The organism is Vibrio sp. 14G-20, assembly GCF_026241515.1.
Lineage (GTDB): Bacteria > Pseudomonadota > Gammaproteobacteria > Enterobacterales > Vibrionaceae > Vibrio.
The window spans coordinates 1-19,965 of the sequence record NZ_JAPHPW010000004.1; the positions used below are offsets into that span (position 1 = coordinate 1).

15 protein-coding genes are annotated in these 19,965 nt (G+C 45.0%); 4 read left to right on the forward strand and 11 right to left on the reverse strand.

From position 1 onward, the window contains the following. Nucleotides 1–131: 131 nt before the first annotated feature. The 9 genes from OQJ75_RS04350 to OQJ75_RS04390 form a co-directional block, all read right to left on the reverse strand. The gene (locus OQJ75_RS04350; RefSeq protein ID WP_017059624.1) at nt 132–548 is read right to left on the reverse strand and encodes a hypothetical protein; all 417 of its coding nucleotides are present in this window, start codon (nt 546–548) and stop codon (nt 132–134) included. Beyond that, entirely contained in the window at nt 532–1,605 is a 1,074-nt protein-coding gene (locus OQJ75_RS04355; RefSeq protein WP_102478359.1) for a formate dehydrogenase subunit gamma, read from the reverse strand. The genes OQJ75_RS04350 and OQJ75_RS04355 overlap by 17 nt, the downstream gene beginning before the upstream one ends. A 13-nt stretch (nt 1,606–1,618) precedes the next feature. Further along, on the reverse strand, nt 1,619–2,227 hold the full coding sequence (gene fdh3B / locus OQJ75_RS04360) for a formate dehydrogenase FDH3 subunit beta (protein WP_004742271.1): 609 nt from the start codon (nt 2,225–2,227) through the stop codon (nt 1,619–1,621). 11 nt (nt 2,228–2,238) lie between these two features. Next, nucleotides 2,239–5,094, reverse strand: a complete 2,856-nt coding sequence (locus tag OQJ75_RS04365; RefSeq protein WP_265971590.1) for a formate dehydrogenase subunit alpha — start codon at nt 5,092–5,094, stop codon at nt 2,239–2,241. Between the two features lie 10 nt (nt 5,095–5,104). After that, on the reverse strand, nt 5,105–5,305 hold the full coding sequence (locus OQJ75_RS04370; RefSeq protein ID WP_008217926.1) for a twin-arginine translocation signal domain-containing protein: 201 nt from the start codon (nt 5,303–5,305) through the stop codon (nt 5,105–5,107). A gap of 78 nt (nt 5,306–5,383) precedes the next feature. Continuing rightward, the gene (locus tag OQJ75_RS04375; RefSeq protein ID WP_265971589.1) at nt 5,384–6,022 is read right to left on the reverse strand and encodes a TorD/DmsD family molecular chaperone; all 639 of its coding nucleotides are present in this window, start codon (nt 6,020–6,022) and stop codon (nt 5,384–5,386) included. A gap of 9 nt (nt 6,023–6,031) precedes the next feature. Next, nucleotides 6,032–7,693, reverse strand: coding sequence for a 4Fe-4S dicluster domain-containing protein (locus OQJ75_RS04380; RefSeq protein ID WP_265971588.1), 1,662 nt, complete (start codon nt 7,691–7,693; stop codon nt 6,032–6,034). Between the two features lie 299 nt (nt 7,694–7,992). Then, nucleotides 7,993–8,682 (reverse strand): DUF3306 domain-containing protein, encoded by a 690-nt coding sequence (locus OQJ75_RS04385; protein WP_265971587.1) that lies wholly within the window; start codon nt 8,680–8,682, stop codon nt 7,993–7,995. Beyond that, nucleotides 8,672–9,136: a DUF3305 domain-containing protein gene (locus OQJ75_RS04390; protein ID WP_016795575.1), complete on the reverse strand. Its 465-nt coding sequence runs from the start codon at nt 9,134–9,136 to the stop codon at nt 8,672–8,674. Before OQJ75_RS04390 ends, OQJ75_RS04385 begins: the two co-directional genes overlap by 11 nt. Nucleotides 9,137–9,490: 354 nt before the next feature. Between OQJ75_RS04390 and fdhD the strand changes: the two genes are divergently transcribed. Then, a complete protein-coding gene (fdhD, locus tag OQJ75_RS04395) occupies nt 9,491–10,330 on the forward strand; it encodes a formate dehydrogenase accessory sulfurtransferase FdhD (RefSeq protein ID WP_265971583.1) in 840 nt (279 codons plus the stop codon). A 336-nt stretch (nt 10,331–10,666) separates the two neighbouring features. Further along, nucleotides 10,667–12,556, forward strand: coding sequence for a methyl-accepting chemotaxis protein (locus tag OQJ75_RS04400; protein ID WP_265971582.1), 1,890 nt, complete (start codon nt 10,667–10,669; stop codon nt 12,554–12,556). A 127-nt stretch (nt 12,557–12,683) separates the two neighbouring features. Here the strand turns inward: OQJ75_RS04400 and OQJ75_RS04405 are convergent, their stop codons facing one another. Continuing rightward, complete coding sequence (locus OQJ75_RS04405; protein WP_009846736.1) at nt 12,684–14,267, reverse strand: ABC-F family ATPase; 1,584 nt, start codon at nt 14,265–14,267, stop codon at nt 12,684–12,686. A 461-nt stretch (nt 14,268–14,728) separates the two neighbouring features. Here OQJ75_RS04405 and OQJ75_RS04410 point away from each other — a divergent pair, with 461 nt between their 5' ends. Together OQJ75_RS04410 and OQJ75_RS04415 are read left to right on the forward strand one after the other, a co-directional pair. Further along, on the forward strand, nt 14,729–17,074 hold the full coding sequence (locus OQJ75_RS04410; RefSeq protein ID WP_265971581.1) for an ATP-binding protein: 2,346 nt from the start codon (nt 14,729–14,731) through the stop codon (nt 17,072–17,074). A gap of 1 nt (nt 17,075) precedes the next feature. Further along, entirely contained in the window at nt 17,076–17,963 is an 888-nt protein-coding gene (locus OQJ75_RS04415) for a mechanosensitive ion channel family protein (RefSeq protein ID WP_132761908.1), read from the forward strand. Between the two features lie 136 nt (nt 17,964–18,099). On the opposite strand, the gene OQJ75_RS04420 is transcribed toward OQJ75_RS04415, so the two are convergent. Beyond that, on the reverse strand, nt 18,100–19,719 hold the full coding sequence (locus tag OQJ75_RS04420; RefSeq protein WP_265971580.1) for a methyl-accepting chemotaxis protein: 1,620 nt from the start codon (nt 19,717–19,719) through the stop codon (nt 18,100–18,102). Nucleotides 19,720–19,965 lie beyond the last annotated feature (246 nt).

Below are 19,965 nucleotides of genomic sequence, written 5' to 3' on the forward strand. Positions count from 1 at the left end.
TGAGAGCCTACTCTAAGCTTAATGGCTTGAGAGTGAGGCGGACCATATAATTAAGCCCAATGACCGAAATCATTGGGCTTTCAAATCACTATTAGGCTAAATAATTCGTTATCTATTTAGCCTATACTCGACTACAAGTTGGGTCCTGTTGTCGGGTTTTGTGGTAAGTTTTGACTCAAACGCTGCATACCTTGATACATACGGATAAACCAAACCACAATCGCAACACCACCGAACAACATGCCTACATATGGGATGTAGTAAGCGATGTCATCGATAATATGGTTTTGATACCAGTAATCGTTCACACCGATTAACACGCCATTAGAGGTCGCTACCGTGACGATAAGCACCACAAAGAACGTCAGGTTCAAGAAGAAAGAGCGAATCAAGCCGTAGTAATGGGTATCCACTACTTCACCGTCTTCGCCTTTATCTAAACGATAGCCCGCGTAGATGATGGCAACCACACCAGAGAGAAGGCAAGTAAATGGCGTAAAGCAGCTTAGTATGTAAGCGACCCAAATGCCTTTATGAGGTTTGTTCATTCTTATTCACCCCTTCCGTTTTCTCTGTTGTTGCATTTGCGCTTTGTTCAACGCCGTTTTTCTCTTGTTCCATTACTTCTTTGTACCAAAGGTCATGGTGCTCTTTAGCCCAAGTCTCATCAACTTCGCCTGTTACCATGCCTTCTAGTGCCCCTTCCATACCGAACAAGCCGATGTAGATGTGGAACACGAAACCACAGATAAGGATCAAAGCAGCCAACATGTGGACTAGGTTTGAAAGCTCCATATCTCGACGCGTTTGACCGAAGATTGGGAAGTCTAAAACCAAGCCACTGATCGCAGCCACACTACCCATAACAATCAATAGCCAGAACAGTGCTTTTTCACCCGCGTTCGAAAACTCTGCAGATGGATGAGAACCTTTATGTTTCCCGACCATACCACCCAGCTTCATGAACCACTGGATATCGACCATCTTGAAGATAGACTTGCGCCACCACTTGATAAGAACAGCCATCAACAGCACGTAGAAAATCGGGCCGATGTAGTTATGGTATTGCTTAGCCAGTAGAACGATGAAGCCCCATAGATCCGTTGGGATATAAGGTTTCAAGAAGTGTTTACCGTAAACCAACATCAAACCACTGAACGCCAGTGTTAAGAAGGTAAACGCCATGCTCCAGTGCAATGCACGATCAAGTCGAGACCAACGTTTGATCTTACGGCCTGTTCTTGGTGCACTTAGCATTAGCGGGCCAATCACAACGTACATCAAAGTCACAAAAGCAATACTGCCAAAGATAGCGACAGCACCGGCTGGTGACATCCACTTCTCTTTCAATATGTACCACGTTTGACCTGGAGTACTGATTAAAACACCGTGCTCAGCTGATTGAGATGTAGTGTAACCTTCCTCACCATTTCTTACTTGTCGCCAAAAATCGGCACCAGCAAGCTGTGTGATTTCTCGTTGAGCAGAGCTCGATTGAGTTTGTGATGAGTTCGTCTCAGATGCATGACTCATAGGAGAAAGCATTGTTAGTGCTGCCAACATCGGCAGCACAACAAGGAAGAGACGCTTAAACATTGTAAGCATATGTCTCTCCTACTTAGCTCTTAGTCGCATCGTAAGAAAGGTCGTTGCCGTCTGTCCAACCTGCACCTTTCGCACCACGTTCAACTACACGCTGACGGAAAACATCAGAAACTTTCTCTGCGTCACCCGCTAGTAGTGCTTTGGTCGAACAAAGCGAAGCACACATTGGCAGTTTGCCTTCAGCAATACGGTTCGCACCGTACTTTTGACGCTCTTCAACAGAACCTGGCTCTGTTTCTGGGCCGCCAGCACAGAAGGTACATTTGTCCATCTTGCCGCGCTCACCAAACGCTTCCTGTTTAGGGAATTGAGGTGCACCAAACGGACAAGCAAACAAGCAGTAACCACAACCGATACACAGATCTTTATTGTGAAGTACGATGCCGTCTTCTGTATGTTCAAAACAGTCTGCAGGACAAACTGCCATACAAGGTGCATCAGTACAGTGCATACACGCTACTGAGATAGAGTTTTCACCCGGTTCGCCATCATTCAGTGTGACAACGCGACGACGTTGAATACCCCATTCTAGAGCATCATCATTTTCATTCTTACATGCAGTGACACAACCGTTACATTCGATACAACGCTTGGTGTCACAAAGAAATTTCATTCTAGCCATTTTAAGACTCCTTACGCTTTACGAATATTACAAAGGGTTACTTTCGTTTCCTGCATCAACGTGACAGGGTCGTAACCATAAGTGGTTGCTGTGTTAGCAGCTTCACCAATAACGTAAGGATCAGTGCCTTCTGGGTATTTAGAACGCAAATCTTCGCCTTGGAACTTACCACCGAAGTGGAATGGAATGAACGCCAGCCCCGGTTTCACACGACGCGTTACCATCGCTTTCACCTTAATACGGCCTTTCTCTGCACCTTCAACCCAAACATCGTCACCGTCTTTAAAGCCGATGTCGTTCGCGTCTTTCGGGTTCACTTCAACGAACATCTCTTGTTGAAGTTCAGCTAGCCATGGGTTTGAACGTGTCTCTTCACCACCACCTTCGTACTCAACCAGACGACCAGAAGTCAGGATAATCGGGTATTCACCAGATTTGTCTTGCTCTTGAATCGACTTGTAAAGCGTAGGTACACGGAAGATCGCTTCTTTGTCATCCCACGTTGGGTAATCAGCAACTAGGTCGCGACGTGGTGTGTAAAGCGGCTCACGGTGCAGCGGTACGCGGTCTGGGAATGTCCAAACAATCGCACGCGCTTTTGCATTACCAAATGGGATACAACCGTGTTTAATTGCCACACGTTGGATACCGCCAGAAACGTCGGTCTTCCAGTTTTTACCTTCAGCAGAGGCTTTCTCTTCTGCGGTTAGGTCATCCCACCAACCCAGTTGTTTCAGTAGTTTGTCACTGAACTCTGGGTAGCCATCTTTGATTTCGCTGCCTTTCGAGTAGCTGTCTTCAGCCAGTAGGCTTTGACCTTCAAACTCCACACCGAAACGAGTACGGAAGTTACCGCCGCCCTCAGCAACAGGCTTAGACGTATCGTAAAGGATATGTGTGCCTGGGTGTTTCATCTCTGGGTTGCCCCAACATGGCCAAGGAAGACCGTAAGTCTCGCCATTCGCTGGGCCGCCTTCTGCAGCAAGTGTTGTTTTGTGGAACGTATGCCAGTTTTGTTGGTGCTCTTTCAAGCGCTCTGGGCTTTGACCTGTGTAGCCGATCGTCCACATACCTTTGTTGAATTCACGTGTGATGTCTTCAATCAATGGTTGGTTGTTCTCAACACGGATGTTTTTGAACAGCTGATCAGAGAAACCAAGCTTCTTAGAAAGAAGGTACATGATTTCGTGGTCAGGCTTAGATTCGAACAGAGGATCAACAACCTTGTCACGCCACTGTAGAGAACGGTTTGATGCCGTTACACTGCCGTAGGTTTCAAACTGAGTCGTCGCTGGAAGCAGGTAAACGCCGTCGGTACGATCGTTCATTACCGCTGCAACGGTTGGGTATGGGTCAACAATAACCATCATATCCAGCTTCTGCATCGCTTTCTTCATCTCTGGACCACGAGTCTGAGAGTTCACTGCGTGACCCCAGTAGAACATCGCGCGGATGTTTTCGCGTTGACGAATCTTGTCTTTGTCTTCAAGCACACCATCAACCCAACGAGATACAGGAATACCTGCACTGTTCATTGGTTTTTGACCACCGTATGCGCTGTCGTCGAATCGGCCTTTTACCCAGTCAAAGTCGATATCCCAAACTTTTGACCAGTGACGCCAAGAACCTTCAGACAAGCCGTAGTAGCCTGGAAGTGTGTCAGAAAGTACGCCAAGGTCAGTTGCGCCCTGTACGTTATCGTGACCACGGAAGATGTTTGCACCGCCGCCTGATTTACCGATGTTACCTAGCGCAAGCTCAAGTACACAGTAAGCGCGTGTGTTGTTGTTACCAGTCGTGTGCTGAGTACCACCCATACACCAAACGATACAACCCGGACGGTTTTCAGAAAGTAGTTTCGCTGTGTGGTATACGTCTTCTTCGCTTACGCCTGTTACACGCTCAACTTCAGCTGGGCTCCACTTCGCGACTTCTTCACGGATCTCGTCCATGCCGAATACACGTTGGCGGATGAATTCTTGGTCTTCCCATTTGTTAGCAAAGACATGCCATAGCACACCCCAGATAAACGCAACGTCAGAACCTGGGCGAAGTGATACATAGTGATCAGATTTCGCAGCAGTACGCGTACGACGAGGATCCGCAACAACGATCTTACAGTTGTTCTTCTCTTTCGCGATCAAGATGTGTTGCATCGCTACTGGGTGAGCTTCTGCTGGGTTTGAACCAATGAACAGCATTGATTTACAGTTGTGCATGTCATTGAACGAGTTTGTCATTGCACCGTAACCCCAAGTGTTTGCAACACCGGCTACTGTGGTTGAGTGACAAATACGCGCTTGGTGGTCAACGTTGTTGGTGCCCCAAAGCGACGCCATCTTACGGAATGCGTAAGCTTGCTCGTTGCTGTGTTTCGCACTACCGAGGAAGTAAACCGAATCAGGGCCAGACTCTTTACGAAGCTCTAACGCCTTGTTACCGATCTCTTCAATCGCTTGTTCCCAAGAAAGCTTCTTCCACTTACCGCCTTCCAATTTCATTGGGTACTTAAGACGACGCTCACCGTGGCCGTGCTCACGAAGTGCTGCACCTTTCGCACAGTGTCCACCAGCGTTAAATGGGTGATCGAATGCAGGCTCTTGACCTGTCCATACGCCATTTTGAACTTCAGCGTAGATACCACAACCCACAGAACAGTGAGAACAGATAGTACGTTTCACTTCTGTTTTCGCTTCTGGATCGACTGATTTAGCCTGTGCTTTCTTCATCATGCCTGGTGCAAATAGACTTGCGCCTACCACTGCGCCACCAGCAGCTAATGAAGTGTTTTTCATGAAGGCACGTCGAGACACGCCTAATTGATTGGTTTCTTTGCTCACACTATCGGAGCGTTTGACAAGTTTCATCCGTTATCTCCTAAAGTGTGTCGTAGTAATCGCGAATATGTTGCGTTTCACGATACCCAGTCTTCTTCACGTCTTCTTTCGAAATTTCAACAGTTTCTGAAGCGGTTGCCACTTTAGTTGTACCAGCGACAACGGCACCAGCTACGGCTGCAGTCGTCAAGCCTTTGAGTAAGTCCCTACGGCTTGTATTTATATCTTTATTATCTTTCATCATTGCTTCCTTACCTTACGGTAGATCTTTTTTTGGAGGCTTAATGCCCCTCTATCGATATAATCGCGTACTGCTCGATTACTCGTAATCAGTGACGTTTTTCACATCAATCTTTAATTTGTGCTTACTGCTTTTTGTATTCACACTAAAACGCACTTGTTCTAGCGTTAGGAATGCTTCACACAGCTGAGCGGCCGATTTGTAGAAGTTCGCGCTTTCTGCCCCTTCAAGCTGACGCGTGAAAGAGTTAAACCAAGGGCCAAGGTGCTTATTGAATACCGCTTGTTGTAGGGCTTCTTCTTCAGCCGTTAGCATGGCCATCACTTCACACAATGCTGCGATATGATCTTCTGGCTCTTTCACTTGATCGTCACGCTCAATACCTAAAAGCTCTAAGTCATGACGAATCTCTGCTAATGGTTTTTCCATCATGGCGCCAGTGCGATGCCAAGAACCGAATGGAACCACTTCTCCGCGACCAATGCCGATGAATAAGTCTTGATATTCTTCTTCAAGAGCTTCACGGTTTGATTCTGTTGCCGCTTGTTGAATAGCAATCCAAGCCTTTTGCATCGCGCTTTCAGACGCTTCAATATCTAGCGTTTTTAGAAAGTCGATCACCTCTTCAGAAGGTGCGCTACGAAACAGTGCTGATAGAACCAAATAGATCTCAGTTCGTAGTGTCTGTTCTTGTGCCTGATCCAAATTCGTTTCCAAGGCTAACTCCTAGTATTTCAATTGTTTCAATGGGTCTTGAGCCATTGAATCGAACATATCCACCACACGACAGTCTTCACACATCGCAATACGATTAATCGCTGCTTCATCTGAAAAGTGAGAGTGACCGCGTAACTTGTTCTGTAACATGTCAATCATAGATTGAGGTGCGAATGGTTTATGGCAACGTACACATTCCGCTGCTTTCTCTTCATGAATCACAACCGCTTTCTGACGTTCTTCTTTTACCCAGTTCATACGAGGCGTAAGAGTCAGAACATTCTCAGGACATGCTTTTTCACACAGACCACATTGAATACAGTCTTGTTCTACAAACTTAAGTGATGGAGATGCGCCGTCTGTATGAAGTGCTCGTGTCGGACACACAGCCACACAACTCATACATAAAGTACAATCTTTGCTTTCACACGAAACCGTGCCATATGGCGCATTCGACGGAAGCTCAACAATGTTCTCAACTGGAATACGAGCCGAAGACATCGCATCAAGTGCTGTGAATAGACGTTGGCGCTTATTACCGTGAAGATCGCCAAGTGCAAGGTCGAATGAATCAACGCACAATGTTGGAAGCCCTTCACGTAGAGATTCTAAATACAGGATATCGATGGTTTCTTTTGGAACACCGATTTGGTCTAGTAGCTCTTGAGCAATCCCTACTTCGTTATTCAGAACTCGAATGATCGTCTCTGGCATAAAACGAGAAGCAGCAAACAGAACCTGAGTCGCCCCATTTACCAGCGCGGCAAACCAAGTATCAATACCAATAGAAGGCAGTTCTTCAACAACGATTGGAATAACGTTATCTGGTAGTGCTTTTAGCGCCATTACATTGTAAGTCTCATGACGAGAGCTACAGATAAGTACGATTGGATCCAGACCGCCCGCATGCTCATAGTTAGCTAGCGTACGTTCAATGAACTTTTGAGTATCGTCAGGGTTTGGAAGCGCATAGGTAATCGCTTCTGTAGGACAGCTTGTTGCACAAGTTCCGACGCCTTGACATAGATAAGGGTTAATCTCGATCTTGTGACCTGTTTTGTCTGAGCCTTCACTTGATAGCGCGCCAGCAGGACAAGCATCAACACAACGTTCACACCCTTTTACGCCGCGAGAACTGTGCGCACAAAGGTCAGTGTCTAAACGGAAGAACTTAGGCTTATCAAATGTACCCATTAGCGTTGGAATCTCTTCCAGTGCTTCGGCCAGTTTTGGATAGCCTCGGCCCACTGGGTAATAACCCGGTACAGGCACTTCTTCTGTCATGCAGCTATTCAGACATAGGTCTAGAACAACATCGAAACAATCGTGATTAATCGCGATTTTCGCTAAGTTGCTTGATGTGCCTTTACTCTCAATCACAACTTCAAACGTGCCAAGGAAACCGGATACTTGAACCGAATTCGCGAAGTACAGTTCTGGGTTTTTGCCCTTTTCGCCGTCTGTCGACAATAAGGTTAAGCTCGTCAATTGAGGTAATTGAGCCGCAGCACTTTCAATGATCGCAGTTGGACCAATAACAAGAGTATTACCGCCGCTTTCGTAGCTAACAGTAGGTGGAATCAGATTTGTTAACTCAACTGTATTTTCAAATGCATACAGTCTTGCTTTAGCGTTATTTGAAGTTGCTTGTTCTAATAATTGTTTAAGCATTGCTCAGTTCCATCTTTGGACATGGATAATCTGTTCAACCTTCATTGTAGTAAGCGATAGAGAACTTGCTGAGTAATCCGTTAACAACTAACCCTTTAGCCAGTGTCTCGCTCGTCAGACTATGAATTCGTCTATCTACAAAAAAGTTGATAATAAACGTTATTTAGCAAATGCCATGCCAATTTAATAAACCTTATATATCAGTAATTTAATTCTTTATAGCGTTTATTGTGCGTATAAAAAAACCGCTTGGGACATTTTGTCGCAAGCGGTTCATTGAGTATTTAGTCAAAATGTACCTATTCTTTGTGTGGTATATTTTGTCCCATCTCTTTCAGGTCATCTTCGTCTGATGTGGTAGCGCTTTTATCTGACACTGTGTTTTTATACAGTTCTTTTTCTTGTTCGGTTATTTCGGCACTTTCTGAAGTTTCAAGTTCATTATCAGATACCTCAAGATCGCTCTCAGAAGTTTCTAAAACTGAGCCCTCATCTTTATTATCAATGACTTGGTCTTCTTCTGGTGTAGTGTCTTCTTCCGTTTTATCTTTAACCCAATCACGCAGGGTTTCCGCAACCCCTTCAGAAAGAGACTTTAAATTACTGTAATCGTCGTCGTAATCATCTAAACCATCACGAACATTGAATTCTTCTGAAAGGAATAATTTACGCAATGCGGCTTTTTTTACGCTTTCTGAGGCTTCTGATACCAATAATTGAGCAACAGACAAGTCTTCAGTGGCTTCTGGTGCGGGATCTTGAACGTCAGCAGCATGAACTTCTTCATTGGTTTCTAAAGCATCACTATCTAAAGACTGAGGCGCTGCTGCTTCCATTTCAGAAGAAAGATCAGCAGACGAAATCTCAGAAGATGAAGAATCAGAGGAAGTGAGTTCCGGTGCTTCCAGTGTTTGCTCTACTTCCAAAGCTTCGTCAGTGGATTCGTCAAGCTTTCGTTGAGACCAACGGCTAAAGAAGTTAGTTGCCATTTGATCTACCCGCACCTTTACGTTTCTTACGTCTTGCTTCTAGCAACTCACCATGACGGCCTATGAAGGCTTCCATCCAAGCTTGCACAGGTAGCGGAATGTCGTATGAAAGGACTTGGTTGTCACCGTCCATGTATTGCCCTGCAACGGTTTGTGATGCTGTAAGTAACTGAATAACTGGTTTTACACCAGAATCGACATTATCCATCACTAAGAAAAGCTTAGGTTGCTGAGAGCTTAAGTTGAAACGATAGTCCGTACGCTCGTCTTTGTGTAACTGAAGTAAGCAAACGTCTTGGGCATCACCTTCTGGCGACAGTTCAAACCCCGTCAATTCCCATTGCGTCGTTACCCAGATACCTGTTTTGATCTCTTTCTCAATTCTTTGGACACCGATTGGCCAAGCTGCTTCTGTTTTTTCATATTGTTCTTTGAATTCTTTTATCTCAGACATACTTCACCCAATTGATTTTCTTTGGTCTGAATGCACTTAGGACATTTTGTACTGTGCGCAATCATATACACCCCATAAAGCAATAAACACGCCAATACGGATTAACTACGAGAGCGTATCTATAGCGTTCGTTATCAAGTTGTCACTATAACGTTAGTCGATACTGGTTATTTCAGACAACTCCACTCGGTGAACTCTCATATTTTGCGCTATTTTAATCGAATGCTTCATGTTTTCCTGAATACCCGTTATTTTGGAATAAGATTTGCTTTAAGCATGAGTTAAAGAATCGATGAACAAGAACGGCGTTAGACCCTCTTGTTACAACCCTATCTCATTAAGTAGGAAGTGATTGTGGTAAAACCAAACATAATAAAAACTAGCGAAAACCCACTTCAAACAATCGAAGTTGAAGTGTTTGATGAATATGGTGAGAAGCTAACCAAACAGATCGCTTGTGAACGCCCTCTTACCGTTATGTTGAACTGGAAAGAGATCGTAACACTGATGACGCTTGGCTCGCGCCCTGAATCTTTAGTCTTGGGTTATTTGAAGAACCAAAGCTTCCTTTCTGACCCTGAAGCGGTTGAATCTATCATCATCGATTGGGAAACCAGCTCTGCAGCTGTTATCACCAAAGAAGATACTAGCCAACTTGAGCAAGCGCTTAAGAAGAAGACGGTGACCTCTGGCTGTGGTCAGGGCACCATGTTTGGTAACGTGATGAAGCAGTTGGAAGATTACCAAGTGCCTCAGACCAAAATTAAGCAATCTGAAATTTACACGGCTTTAGAAGCACTGACTCATTACAACGACACGTACAAGAAAGCTGGCGCGGTACATGGTTGCGCTGTTTGCAAAGACGACAAGGTTCTATCGTTTGTTGAAGATGTTGGCCGTCACAATGCGGTAGATACGTTGGCTGGTGAGATGTGGCTTAACAAAGAAGACGGCACAGACAAGATTTTCTACACCACAGGTCGCCTTACCTCGGAAATGGTCATCAAAGTAGCGCAGATGGGTATTCCTGTTCTGCTATCACGCTCTGGCGTAACGCAAATGGGCTTAGACTTGGCTCAGCAATTTGGTATCACGACCATTGCTCGCGCTAAAGGCCTGCGATTCCAAGTGTTCACTGGCGCAGAGAAGATTGAATTCGATGTTAAAGGTGATCAGGCTTCGTCTGAAAGCTAGATTCAAAAGCCCTGTTCATGCCTAATTAAAGTTGATTTTAGGCGAACGATATAGCTAAACAACAATGCCGCTCACAACCTTGATGAGTGGCATTTTTTATTTGTTCAAAGTTTATTTCAAGATATGCCTAGTAAGCTATATAGCTTGGAGGTTTCTATCAACGGTGCCCACTGATTTTCGCTTGTAGATAAATAACGGCTCCCTCGACCTTAGTTGTAAACGAATCTTGCTTTAACAACCTGATAGGCTATTAGTTACATATTCATCATTTTAATGAATCTATTGATTACAAAACAAAGATGAATATTAACGTCACTGGCTTAAAGGGAATTAACCATGAGTAATCCATCGGAACCTCAGCGTCATTCGCTGTCTCTTTCAATACGCAGTAAATTCATTCTAATCAACCTCACCCTGTTTGTTTCAGTCTTTATCTATGCCATCTATGAGCAGTTTAGCTTAGACAAGCTTGAATCCCTGGAACGTGCTGCTACTGAAAATTTGAGGAGCTCTGTTGACCTGCTCACCCTGAGGCGACATGAAAAAGATTTCTTATCTCGCCACGATAACAAATACGCAGAACGTTTCGACAAAACCGCCAACACTCTGAATCAACGATTGATGACTTTGAACCAAACTCTAGCTTCACACGAGCTTCATTTGTCTGACCAAATGACGCGGATTTCGGACACTCTTCATCAATATCAAAAGCAGTTTCATCGAATTGTCGAACAAGTAAATAACATTGAACGTACGACCGCGCCTTTAGGTTTTGTCGCTGCGTTAGATTCCAAAAGAACCGAATTAAAATCAGCGATCGAATCTGAATCGAGTTTGGCGTTAGAGCTTGCGTTGTTGGAGTTGATTGAAAAAGACTTCCATTATCTCGCTCATATCAATGACCAAACACATATGGCGTTAGCTGATGCTCTTAAAGAGTTTGAACCCTACTCTCAAACGTCGGTTGCGACAGAGCAAGCCTATTCGAACTACAAGGCTGCGGTTGAAACGCTTCTGCTGGCTAACACCAATTTAGGCTTGTCGGCAGAACTAGGCCATAGAGGCGCCTTACGTAGCAACGTCCACCAAACAGAACAAGCCATTGAAGAAGTGCAGAATGAGATAAGCCAAGCGATTACAGCGGCAGTTAGAAACACACAAAACATGTTACACCTGTTTGGCGCAGCTATCGTTGCTCTGCTTTCTCTGTTATTGGTGTTCATCGGTCGCAACATCCTGGGTCGTATCAAAGCGATAAACGTGATGATGGAGTCTATTGCAAATGGAGATGGAGACTTAACCGTCAGAATGAACGCTAAAGGTAACGACGAGCTCGCTCAACTTGCCCACTCGTTCGATACCTTCATCGATAAACTGCACGGTAACATCAAAGAGCTATCCGGCGTGATGACGGTGCTGACAGACAGTTCATGCAGCTCTGAAGAAGCGGCAGTTAAAAGCATGAGCAATGCAGAGAAACAAAAGCAACAATCTGAATCGGTAGCGACGGCAGTTAACGAGTTAGTGATGACGAGTAATGAGGTGACGGCGAACATCGAAAATGCCGCAACCACAGCCGAGAAGATCAAAGAAAATGCCCATCAAGCGCTACAAAAAACACAATCAACCAACGACAGTATTAATGTCTTGGTAGAAAACATCGCAGAGTCGCAGGATCTCATCGTTCAGCTCGAAGAACAGAGCCGTGAAATCAATCAGGTGGTCACGACTATTCAAGGTATTGCTGAGCAAACTAACCTATTGGCACTTAATGCTGCGATTGAAGCAGCGCGTGCTGGCGATCATGGACGAGGTTTCGCTGTGGTTGCGTCCGAAGTGCGAGAGCTTTCGTTAATGACCAACGACTCAACCCATCAAATAGAATCCACGATTCACGGTTTAACCACTGGGATAGACAAGACCGTCGCTAAGATGACAGCGAGCTTAGAACAAACTGAGCTGGTAAAAAGCCAAACCAAAGACGTAGTGAATGCGATAGAAGGAATACACTTCCAAGTTGGCGAGATGTTCGACTTAAACAGTCAGATCTCAACAGCGTCCGAAGAGCAATCAATGGTTTCGGTTGAGATTGACCGAAACATTACGGATATCGCACACCTTGCCAGTGATACTTATACCGTGGTTTCTGGATCAGTGCGTTGCAGTGAACAAGTCTCGAGCGTGAGTGTGAAGCTAGAGAAGATTGTCGCGCAGTTTAAGTACTAGCGATTAACGATTAACGATTAACGCAAGCTAGTTGATTTATGTGGTTTGGAAAAACAAAAGGCCTCTATCTTACTAATAAGATAGAGGCCTTTCTAATTTTAAATACGTACTAACGTGTTATTACGTATTAGCCGCGTGCTTTCAAGAACTCAGCGTAAGTACCGCGGAAATCGTTGATCTTGCCATCTTTGATTTCAAGGATACGAGTTGCAAGCGAGTCTACGAATACACGGTCGTGAGAAACGAAGAACAATGTGCCTTTGTAGTTCTCAAGAGCTAAGTTAAGCGCTTCGATAGATTCCATATCCATGTGGTTTGTTGGCTCATCCATTAGAAGGATGTTTGGTTTATGCATCATGATCTTACCAAGAAGCATACGACCTTGCTCACCACCAGAGATAACCTTTACAGACTTCTTGATGTCGTCTTGGCCAAACAGCATACGACCTAGGAAGCCACGAACAACTTGCTCGTCTTCGCCTTCTTGGCGCCATTGGCTCATCCAATCAAACAGGTTCATGTCTGTTTCGAAATCGTGTGCGTGATCTTGAGCGTAGTAACCGATGTTTGAGTTTTCAGACCACTTGTACTCACCAGTGCGAGGCTCTAGAGCGCCAGCTAGTGTGTTAAGTAGTGTTGTTTTACCTACACCGTTTTCACCGATGATAGCAACACGCTCACCGACTTCGAAGATACCGTCGAACTTGTTGTATAGGTCTTCTTCAAAACCTTGAGATAGGTTTTCAACCACAAGTGCGTTACGGAATAGCTCTTTAGACTGTTCGAAACGGATGAATGGGTTTTGACGGCTAGACGCTTTAACTTCGTCTAGTTGGATCTTATCGATCTGCTTAGCACGAGACGTCGCTTGTTTCGCTTTCGATGCGTTAGCAGAGAAACGAGAAACGAACGTTTGAAGTTCAGCAATTTGTGCTTTCTTCTTAGCATTGTCAGACAGTAGACGCTCACGAGCTTGAGTCGCAGCCGTCATGTACTCATCGTAGTTACCTGGGAATAGACGAAGTTCGCCGTAATCAAGGTCAGCCATGTGTGTACAAACAGAGTTTAGGAAGTGACGGTCGTGCGAAATGATGATCATTGTGCAGTTACGTTGGTTTAGCGTATCTTCCAACCACTTGATAGTGTCCATGTCCAAGTTGTTCGTTGGTTCGTCAAGAAGCATGATATGCGGGTCTGCAAACAATACTTGAGACAATAGAACACGAAGTTTCCAACCCGGTGCTACTTCGCTCATTAGACCGAAGTGCATTGATTCTTCAATACCTACCGCAAGAAGAAGCTCACCCGCTTTAGCTTCTGCCATATAGCCGTCCATTTCAGCGAACTGAACTTCAAGGTCAGCCACTTTCATGCCGTCTTCTTCGCTCATTTCTGGCAAAGAGTAAATGCGGTCACGCTCTTGTTTAATAGCCCAAAGCTCTTTGTGACCCATGATAACCGTGTCGATTACCGTGAATTCTTCATAAGCAAATTGGTCTTGGTTTAGCTTAGCAACGCGCTCGTTTGGATCGTAGCTTACGTTACCAGCACTTGGCTCAAGTTCACCCGATAGGATCTTCATGAACGTCGATTTACCACAGCCATTCGCGCCGATTAAACCGTAGCGGTTGCCTTCGCCGAACTTAACTGAAATATTTTCGAAAAGTGGCTTAGCGCCGAATTGTTGGGTGATATTTGCTGTGGAGATCAATGCCATTACCTTATTAATGTGAAAAACGCCGCAACGTTACTTGTTCAGGGCTTTAACTGCAAGTATTGATTGCAATTACTGCCCATTAAGTGAGTGCTAACCTAGCCAAATCATAGTTTGAGCTGACTCACATTTTTGATTTTCTATTTATATCCGAAAAGCCGTCGATTTTAAGGAAAAATAAAATATCGAACAGCACCCCATAACGGGTGGTATATAACGTCCCAAATCATGCTAACCATTGAATATATCGCATGCTGATTGGTCACAGCAAAAGCAACCCGAACAACGCAACAGTAGACATAGCAGAGATGCTCAAATATTAGCTTAATCCCTGACAATTTCATGACAAAATCGCTAGAAACAGGAATAAAGTACTCGCCCCCGACACGGGGTTGGATTTCACAAAGTCAGATTATCTAACTATAGTAATCCTAACCTCATAATTCTAAGAGACTTTTATGCGTTCACTATTGCGCTTCTTAATCCTCACTTTGGCCATTCTCTCTTGGCCTAGTCATGCCAACTTGGAATATGACTTACAATCTCAGCCGCAGGTATCCGATTCTGCTGTTAACCTCGATGATCGAATTGACTCCTTACCCGACCCCCTCTTTATGGAGCCGTCGGATAGACGCCAAGTCAATATCTTGCTCGCTGAAGTTCTGCGAGTTCAAAAGCAGGAAATCAAAACCTTCGAGCAACAGATAAAAGCCTACAGAGCGAACAACGACGCCGAGCAATGGTTTGCCGTTCAAACCAGTTACGTCACTTTGAATAGCTTGAATGTAAGCAAGCAACACCTGTTAGAGCAGACGAACTCCGCTAATAAAGAGCGTCTAACAGGTTTTGGCCCTTACGGCGTAACTCAATTTAAGCAAGAGTGGGAATTAACCAAGCTCAACATTGAGTATCTTGTTTACTTCCAGATTCGTAGCTTTAAAGCGCTCGTTAACGACATCTTTATTTCGCCAGTGCCTGTGATTGGTGCATCGTTAAAAGTGTTGTTCATCTATTTTGGTTTAGCGTGGTGGCTTGCCAACAGCACTCGCTTGATTGAGTTGTTCAGAATTAATTTTCTTGAAGCGAAAACTAACCCTCCTTTCTTAGTGCGTGTGATCTGGTATATCAGCCGCGCTGATCGTGCGATTGCTTGGTTAATCGCGATTACGCTTTCACTAAGAGTGCTTTCTAGCATCCCTAGCCTGCAACACCTGATTTTCCTTGAGATCTTCACCTGGTGGATTCTAGGTGGTTCGATTGCCATCAGCTTTATTTTGGAGTTTGCGTATCGTTTGGGTCGTACATCCAATCAAGAAGTGATTGCGCTGCGCCTATCGACTATTCGCCGTTATGTATGGAGCTTCATTGTTGCGGGTGTAACTTTGCAAATATCGAGCATCACGCTAGGCAAAGGCACTATCTATAGCTGGATCTACAGCGCTCTGTTTTTCTGGTTTGTACTGGTTACCATTTCAGTGCTTAGATTATGGCGAGCGAAAGTCTTTGATACGCTGCAACACATCTCTGATCGTCCGGTATGGGTGAATTGGGCGGTAAACCGTAAGGAAACCTTCCTACTTAATATATTGGCAACGGCAATTGGCATCGTATGGTTGAGCGTGTACAGCTTCCAGCACCGCATCATGGCCTTGCTGTCTAATTACACGCTGTTTAGCCAAGCCTTAGCCTATCTGTTTAGAATCGAAGTGGCTAAGCAGTCTGACCTTGATAAGAACCAACAAAACTTGGTTAGAATCAAAGGCGATCAAACCTATGAATACATCCTACCGGGTAATATCGACAGCACGCTGATTGATTACGCCGGTGATGAGGTTAAGCAACTGTCTCGCTACCTGATGTCGGACAGCCCTGCTATTTGCATTGTTTCAGGCGAACGTGGTGTGGGCGCAACAACGCTGCTTTATACCCTGCTGCACAAAGTCTCTAACGCTGAACCTGTTTACGTAAGTTGCCCTTACGCGGGTTACCAAGAGTTGTTAGCGCATCTAGCGGTGAGCATCGGCTTAGAAGAAAAAGCGACTGAAATTCAGATCTTGGCGCACCTTCGTAAAAGCAAGACAACGTACTTGATTGCGATCGACAATGCACAGCGATTGGTTAAGCCAATGGTTGGTGGCCTGTCTGATTTGATCCGTTTAACCAACCTACTGCGTCGCTCTAAAAAGAATCACCGTATCGTGATTTCGATTGCTAAATCGAGCTGGCGATTCGTCGATCGAGCGCGTGGTGAACGTCTGTTGTTTGATTTGGTGTGTTTTCTACCTCGTTGGACAGAGAAACAAGTCGGTGAGCTTCTAAATAGTCGTATCAATACGAAGCTTGAGAAGCCGTTATCGTTTGATGGTTTAGTGGTGCCTAAACAGTGGGACCAAGATGACATGAGCGAGGAAGACCGCGCACGTCAAGGCTTCTACCGAATCTTGTGGCATTACTCTGATGGTAACCCTACCGTTGCTCTACGCTTTTTCCGACTCTCTTTGAATCGAAACAAAGATACGGATCAGGCCGTCGTGAGATTGTTCCACGTACCTGAAGCACAAGAGCTGGAAAACATGCCAAAACCTATGTTGGCTGTGCTTCGCTCTATCGTGCAATTGGAAATCGCTTCTCCGGAAGTATTGTCTGATTGTACGCAGCTAAGTACGGCTGAGATAACCGGTATTCTGCGTTACTTTGAAAGCCGTGGTTATATTGGCTGGCATGAAGAAAAGGCTCGAATTTCCGAGCACTGGTTCCGCCACATTACTAACGTTCTCGACCGTCAACATCTACTGGTGAAGTAAAATGAAGAAGTTATTTATCCTACTATTTGTTGGCTTGGCAAGTGCTGTCAGTTTCCCGACCTTTGCGACGGAAGAGTTAGCCAATGTAGAAAACATCTCAAAGATAGCGAGCCTAGTGCGATGGAGCGGCGTGTTCTTCTCCATGATCGTTATTGCCGCGATGTGGTTGCTGCTTAAGTTTATCAACTCAATGGTGACGAGCTTTGGTAGCCAATTCGTGCAATATCGAATGCTGCTACAAAAACTGCAGTCGTTTACTCAATTCTTTATCTATGTGAGCACCGGTCTTATCGTGTTCATGATGAGCTTTAGAATCAACGACCAAATACTGGCTTTGATAGGTGGTACCCTCGCCGTGTCGGTCGGCTTTGCGCTTAAAGATTTGGCAGCATCATTCATCGCCGGTATCACGGTGATGATTGATAGGCCTTTCCAGGTTGGTGACCGCGTCACGTTCGAGGGTAACTACGGTGACATTATCACGATTGGTTTACGTTCTGTACGAATGAGAACCTTGAATGACGACATCATTACTATTCCGAACAACAAGTTCTTAAACGAAGTGACCACCAGTGGTAACTATGGTGCCTTGGATATGCAGGTGGTGATTCCGTTTTATGTCGGAATGAATGAAGACATCACCCTAGCCCGTGACTTGATTCAAGAAGCGGCGTCTTCAAGTCGCTACATCCACTTACCAAAGCCCGTGACTGTTCTGGTTAAACAGACGATCACCGACAACTACCTTGCGATACAGTTGACGTGTAAGGCTTATGTGGTGGATACCGCGTATGAGAAATTGTTTGAAACCGATATTACCCTGCGTGTGATGAAAGAGTTTAAGAAGCATAACATCAACCCACCGAAGATTTCAGTGGCAGCACATTAGTCGCAGTTGGTTTAACGCTCGGAGAGTGAATTAATCTCCTAGTCTGCAACAAACGAAAACACCTCCGAACTTATCTCAAGTGCGGAGGTGTTTTTTTATGAGGTTTTATTTTTGTTAACGCTAAGCAGTTATGGGTTTACACCTTAAAATACTTCAACTGTTCAGTTAGATGCTCTGTAGTATTGGCCATTTTCTGGCTGTCTTCTGCGAGCGATTGTGAGGCTTGCAGAACTTCATTAGCGGCTAAGTGAATACCAGTAACACTCTCACTCATTTCCGTTGCTACTGTGCTCTGTTGTTCCGACGCTGCGGCAATTTGAGCCACCATGTCATTAGCGTTGTGAAGCTCATTCACTATCACATCCAGTTGTTGGCGTGTTTCGTTAGAAGCCACGACACTGTGGTCGACTTTCTCATTACTGCTTTGCATCGCTTTAAAGGTACGCTCAGCTTGCTGAGTCAGTTTTTCAATGGTTGATTGCACTTCGTTGGTCGAGTTCTGAGTACGACTCGCTAGGTTTCGCACTTCATCCGCGACAACCGCGAAGCCTCTGCCTTGCTCACCTGCTCGTGCTGCTTCTATCGCTGCGTTCAGTGCCAACAAGTTTGTCTGTTCTGACACATCACGAATCACACCAACAACTTGGCTAATCTCAGTGACACCAGATTGAAGATCTTTGACTAGGTTATTCGCTGTCGAGATGTTCTCTGAAACCTGCGAGATGGTTGTCGACGTTACCTGCATGTTCTCGTCGTTCTGATTTGCATGATCGACCACCTTATTGGTGCTCGCAGCTGTGTTCTCAGCATTCACTGCAACATCTGAGATAGTCGCACTCATTTCAGTCATCGCAGTAGACAGTAATTCCAGTTGCGCATGTTGTGAGTTAACACTGGTTGCGGCCTCTTCACTGGCTTGCGCGATGTGACTTGCCATGTTGCTCGATAAGTCCGCCGATTCATTGGCAGTGCGAAGCGTGCTTTGAAGCTTATCGAGCATGGTATCGATCTGATGACTCATATCTCCTAGCTCATCTTTGCGTGTCATGTTCATGCGCACACGAAGGTCGCCATCGGCAATCTTATGGGTGTTCTCGATAAGCTTATTCAGTGGAACAAGAATGTTGTTGGAAATCGCGTAGCCCATTGCGAACAGTAAGCCTGACAAAACAACTGCTACCATCCCTTCTTTAATGGCTAAGGCATAGAACGCCTCTTGAATATCCGCGACCAAGATTCCAGAGCCGATGACCCAGTTCCATTCTGGAAACAGCTGAACGTATGAGATCTTGTCTTTGAGTTCGCCTTGGGGGCTCATCCATTGGTAATCAAGAAAGCCTTTCTCTTCAGGTGTACGAGAGATGGTGACCATTTCTCGCCAGTGATGCTTACCTGCGCCATCTCTCAGGTTTCCGGCATTGGTGCCATTAAGCTCTGGCTTTAATGGATGACTAATGATGTTGAGCTGCTGGTTCAGAATCCAGAAATAATTAGTGCTGTCATAGCGAAGCGTCTCAATAGCTTTTAGCGCTCGGTCCTTTGCGACCTCTTCACCCAGCACACTGCGTTGGCTGTAATAGTAGCTTGCCAAACTTACCGCCGTTTCGACTTGCGCACTGAGTTTATCCTGTCGCTCTTCCATAGAGCTCGCGCGCTGCTGCATTAAATTAAAGGTGGATGCCATTACCAGTAAAACGACCGATAAAATGACGATGGAGACGAGTTTTGATTTGATAGATAGGTTACTTAATTTCATAGCTGACTGACTTTATTATTTGTTTTGATTATGGATTTTCGACCAAGTTATCAAAAATCCGTACAGTTCAGATGATATGCATCAAGATGGAAAGATATACACTGTGTTACATAACCAAAAAGAGGTGTACGTCAAACGGGCAGAGGTTGAGATTTGGCTGGCGATAGATTAGTAGTGCGGAATTTTCGTGCTTGGGCTAAAACGTTCGTGTAATAGCCCAAGCGCGTTAGAAATATCATCGGATGA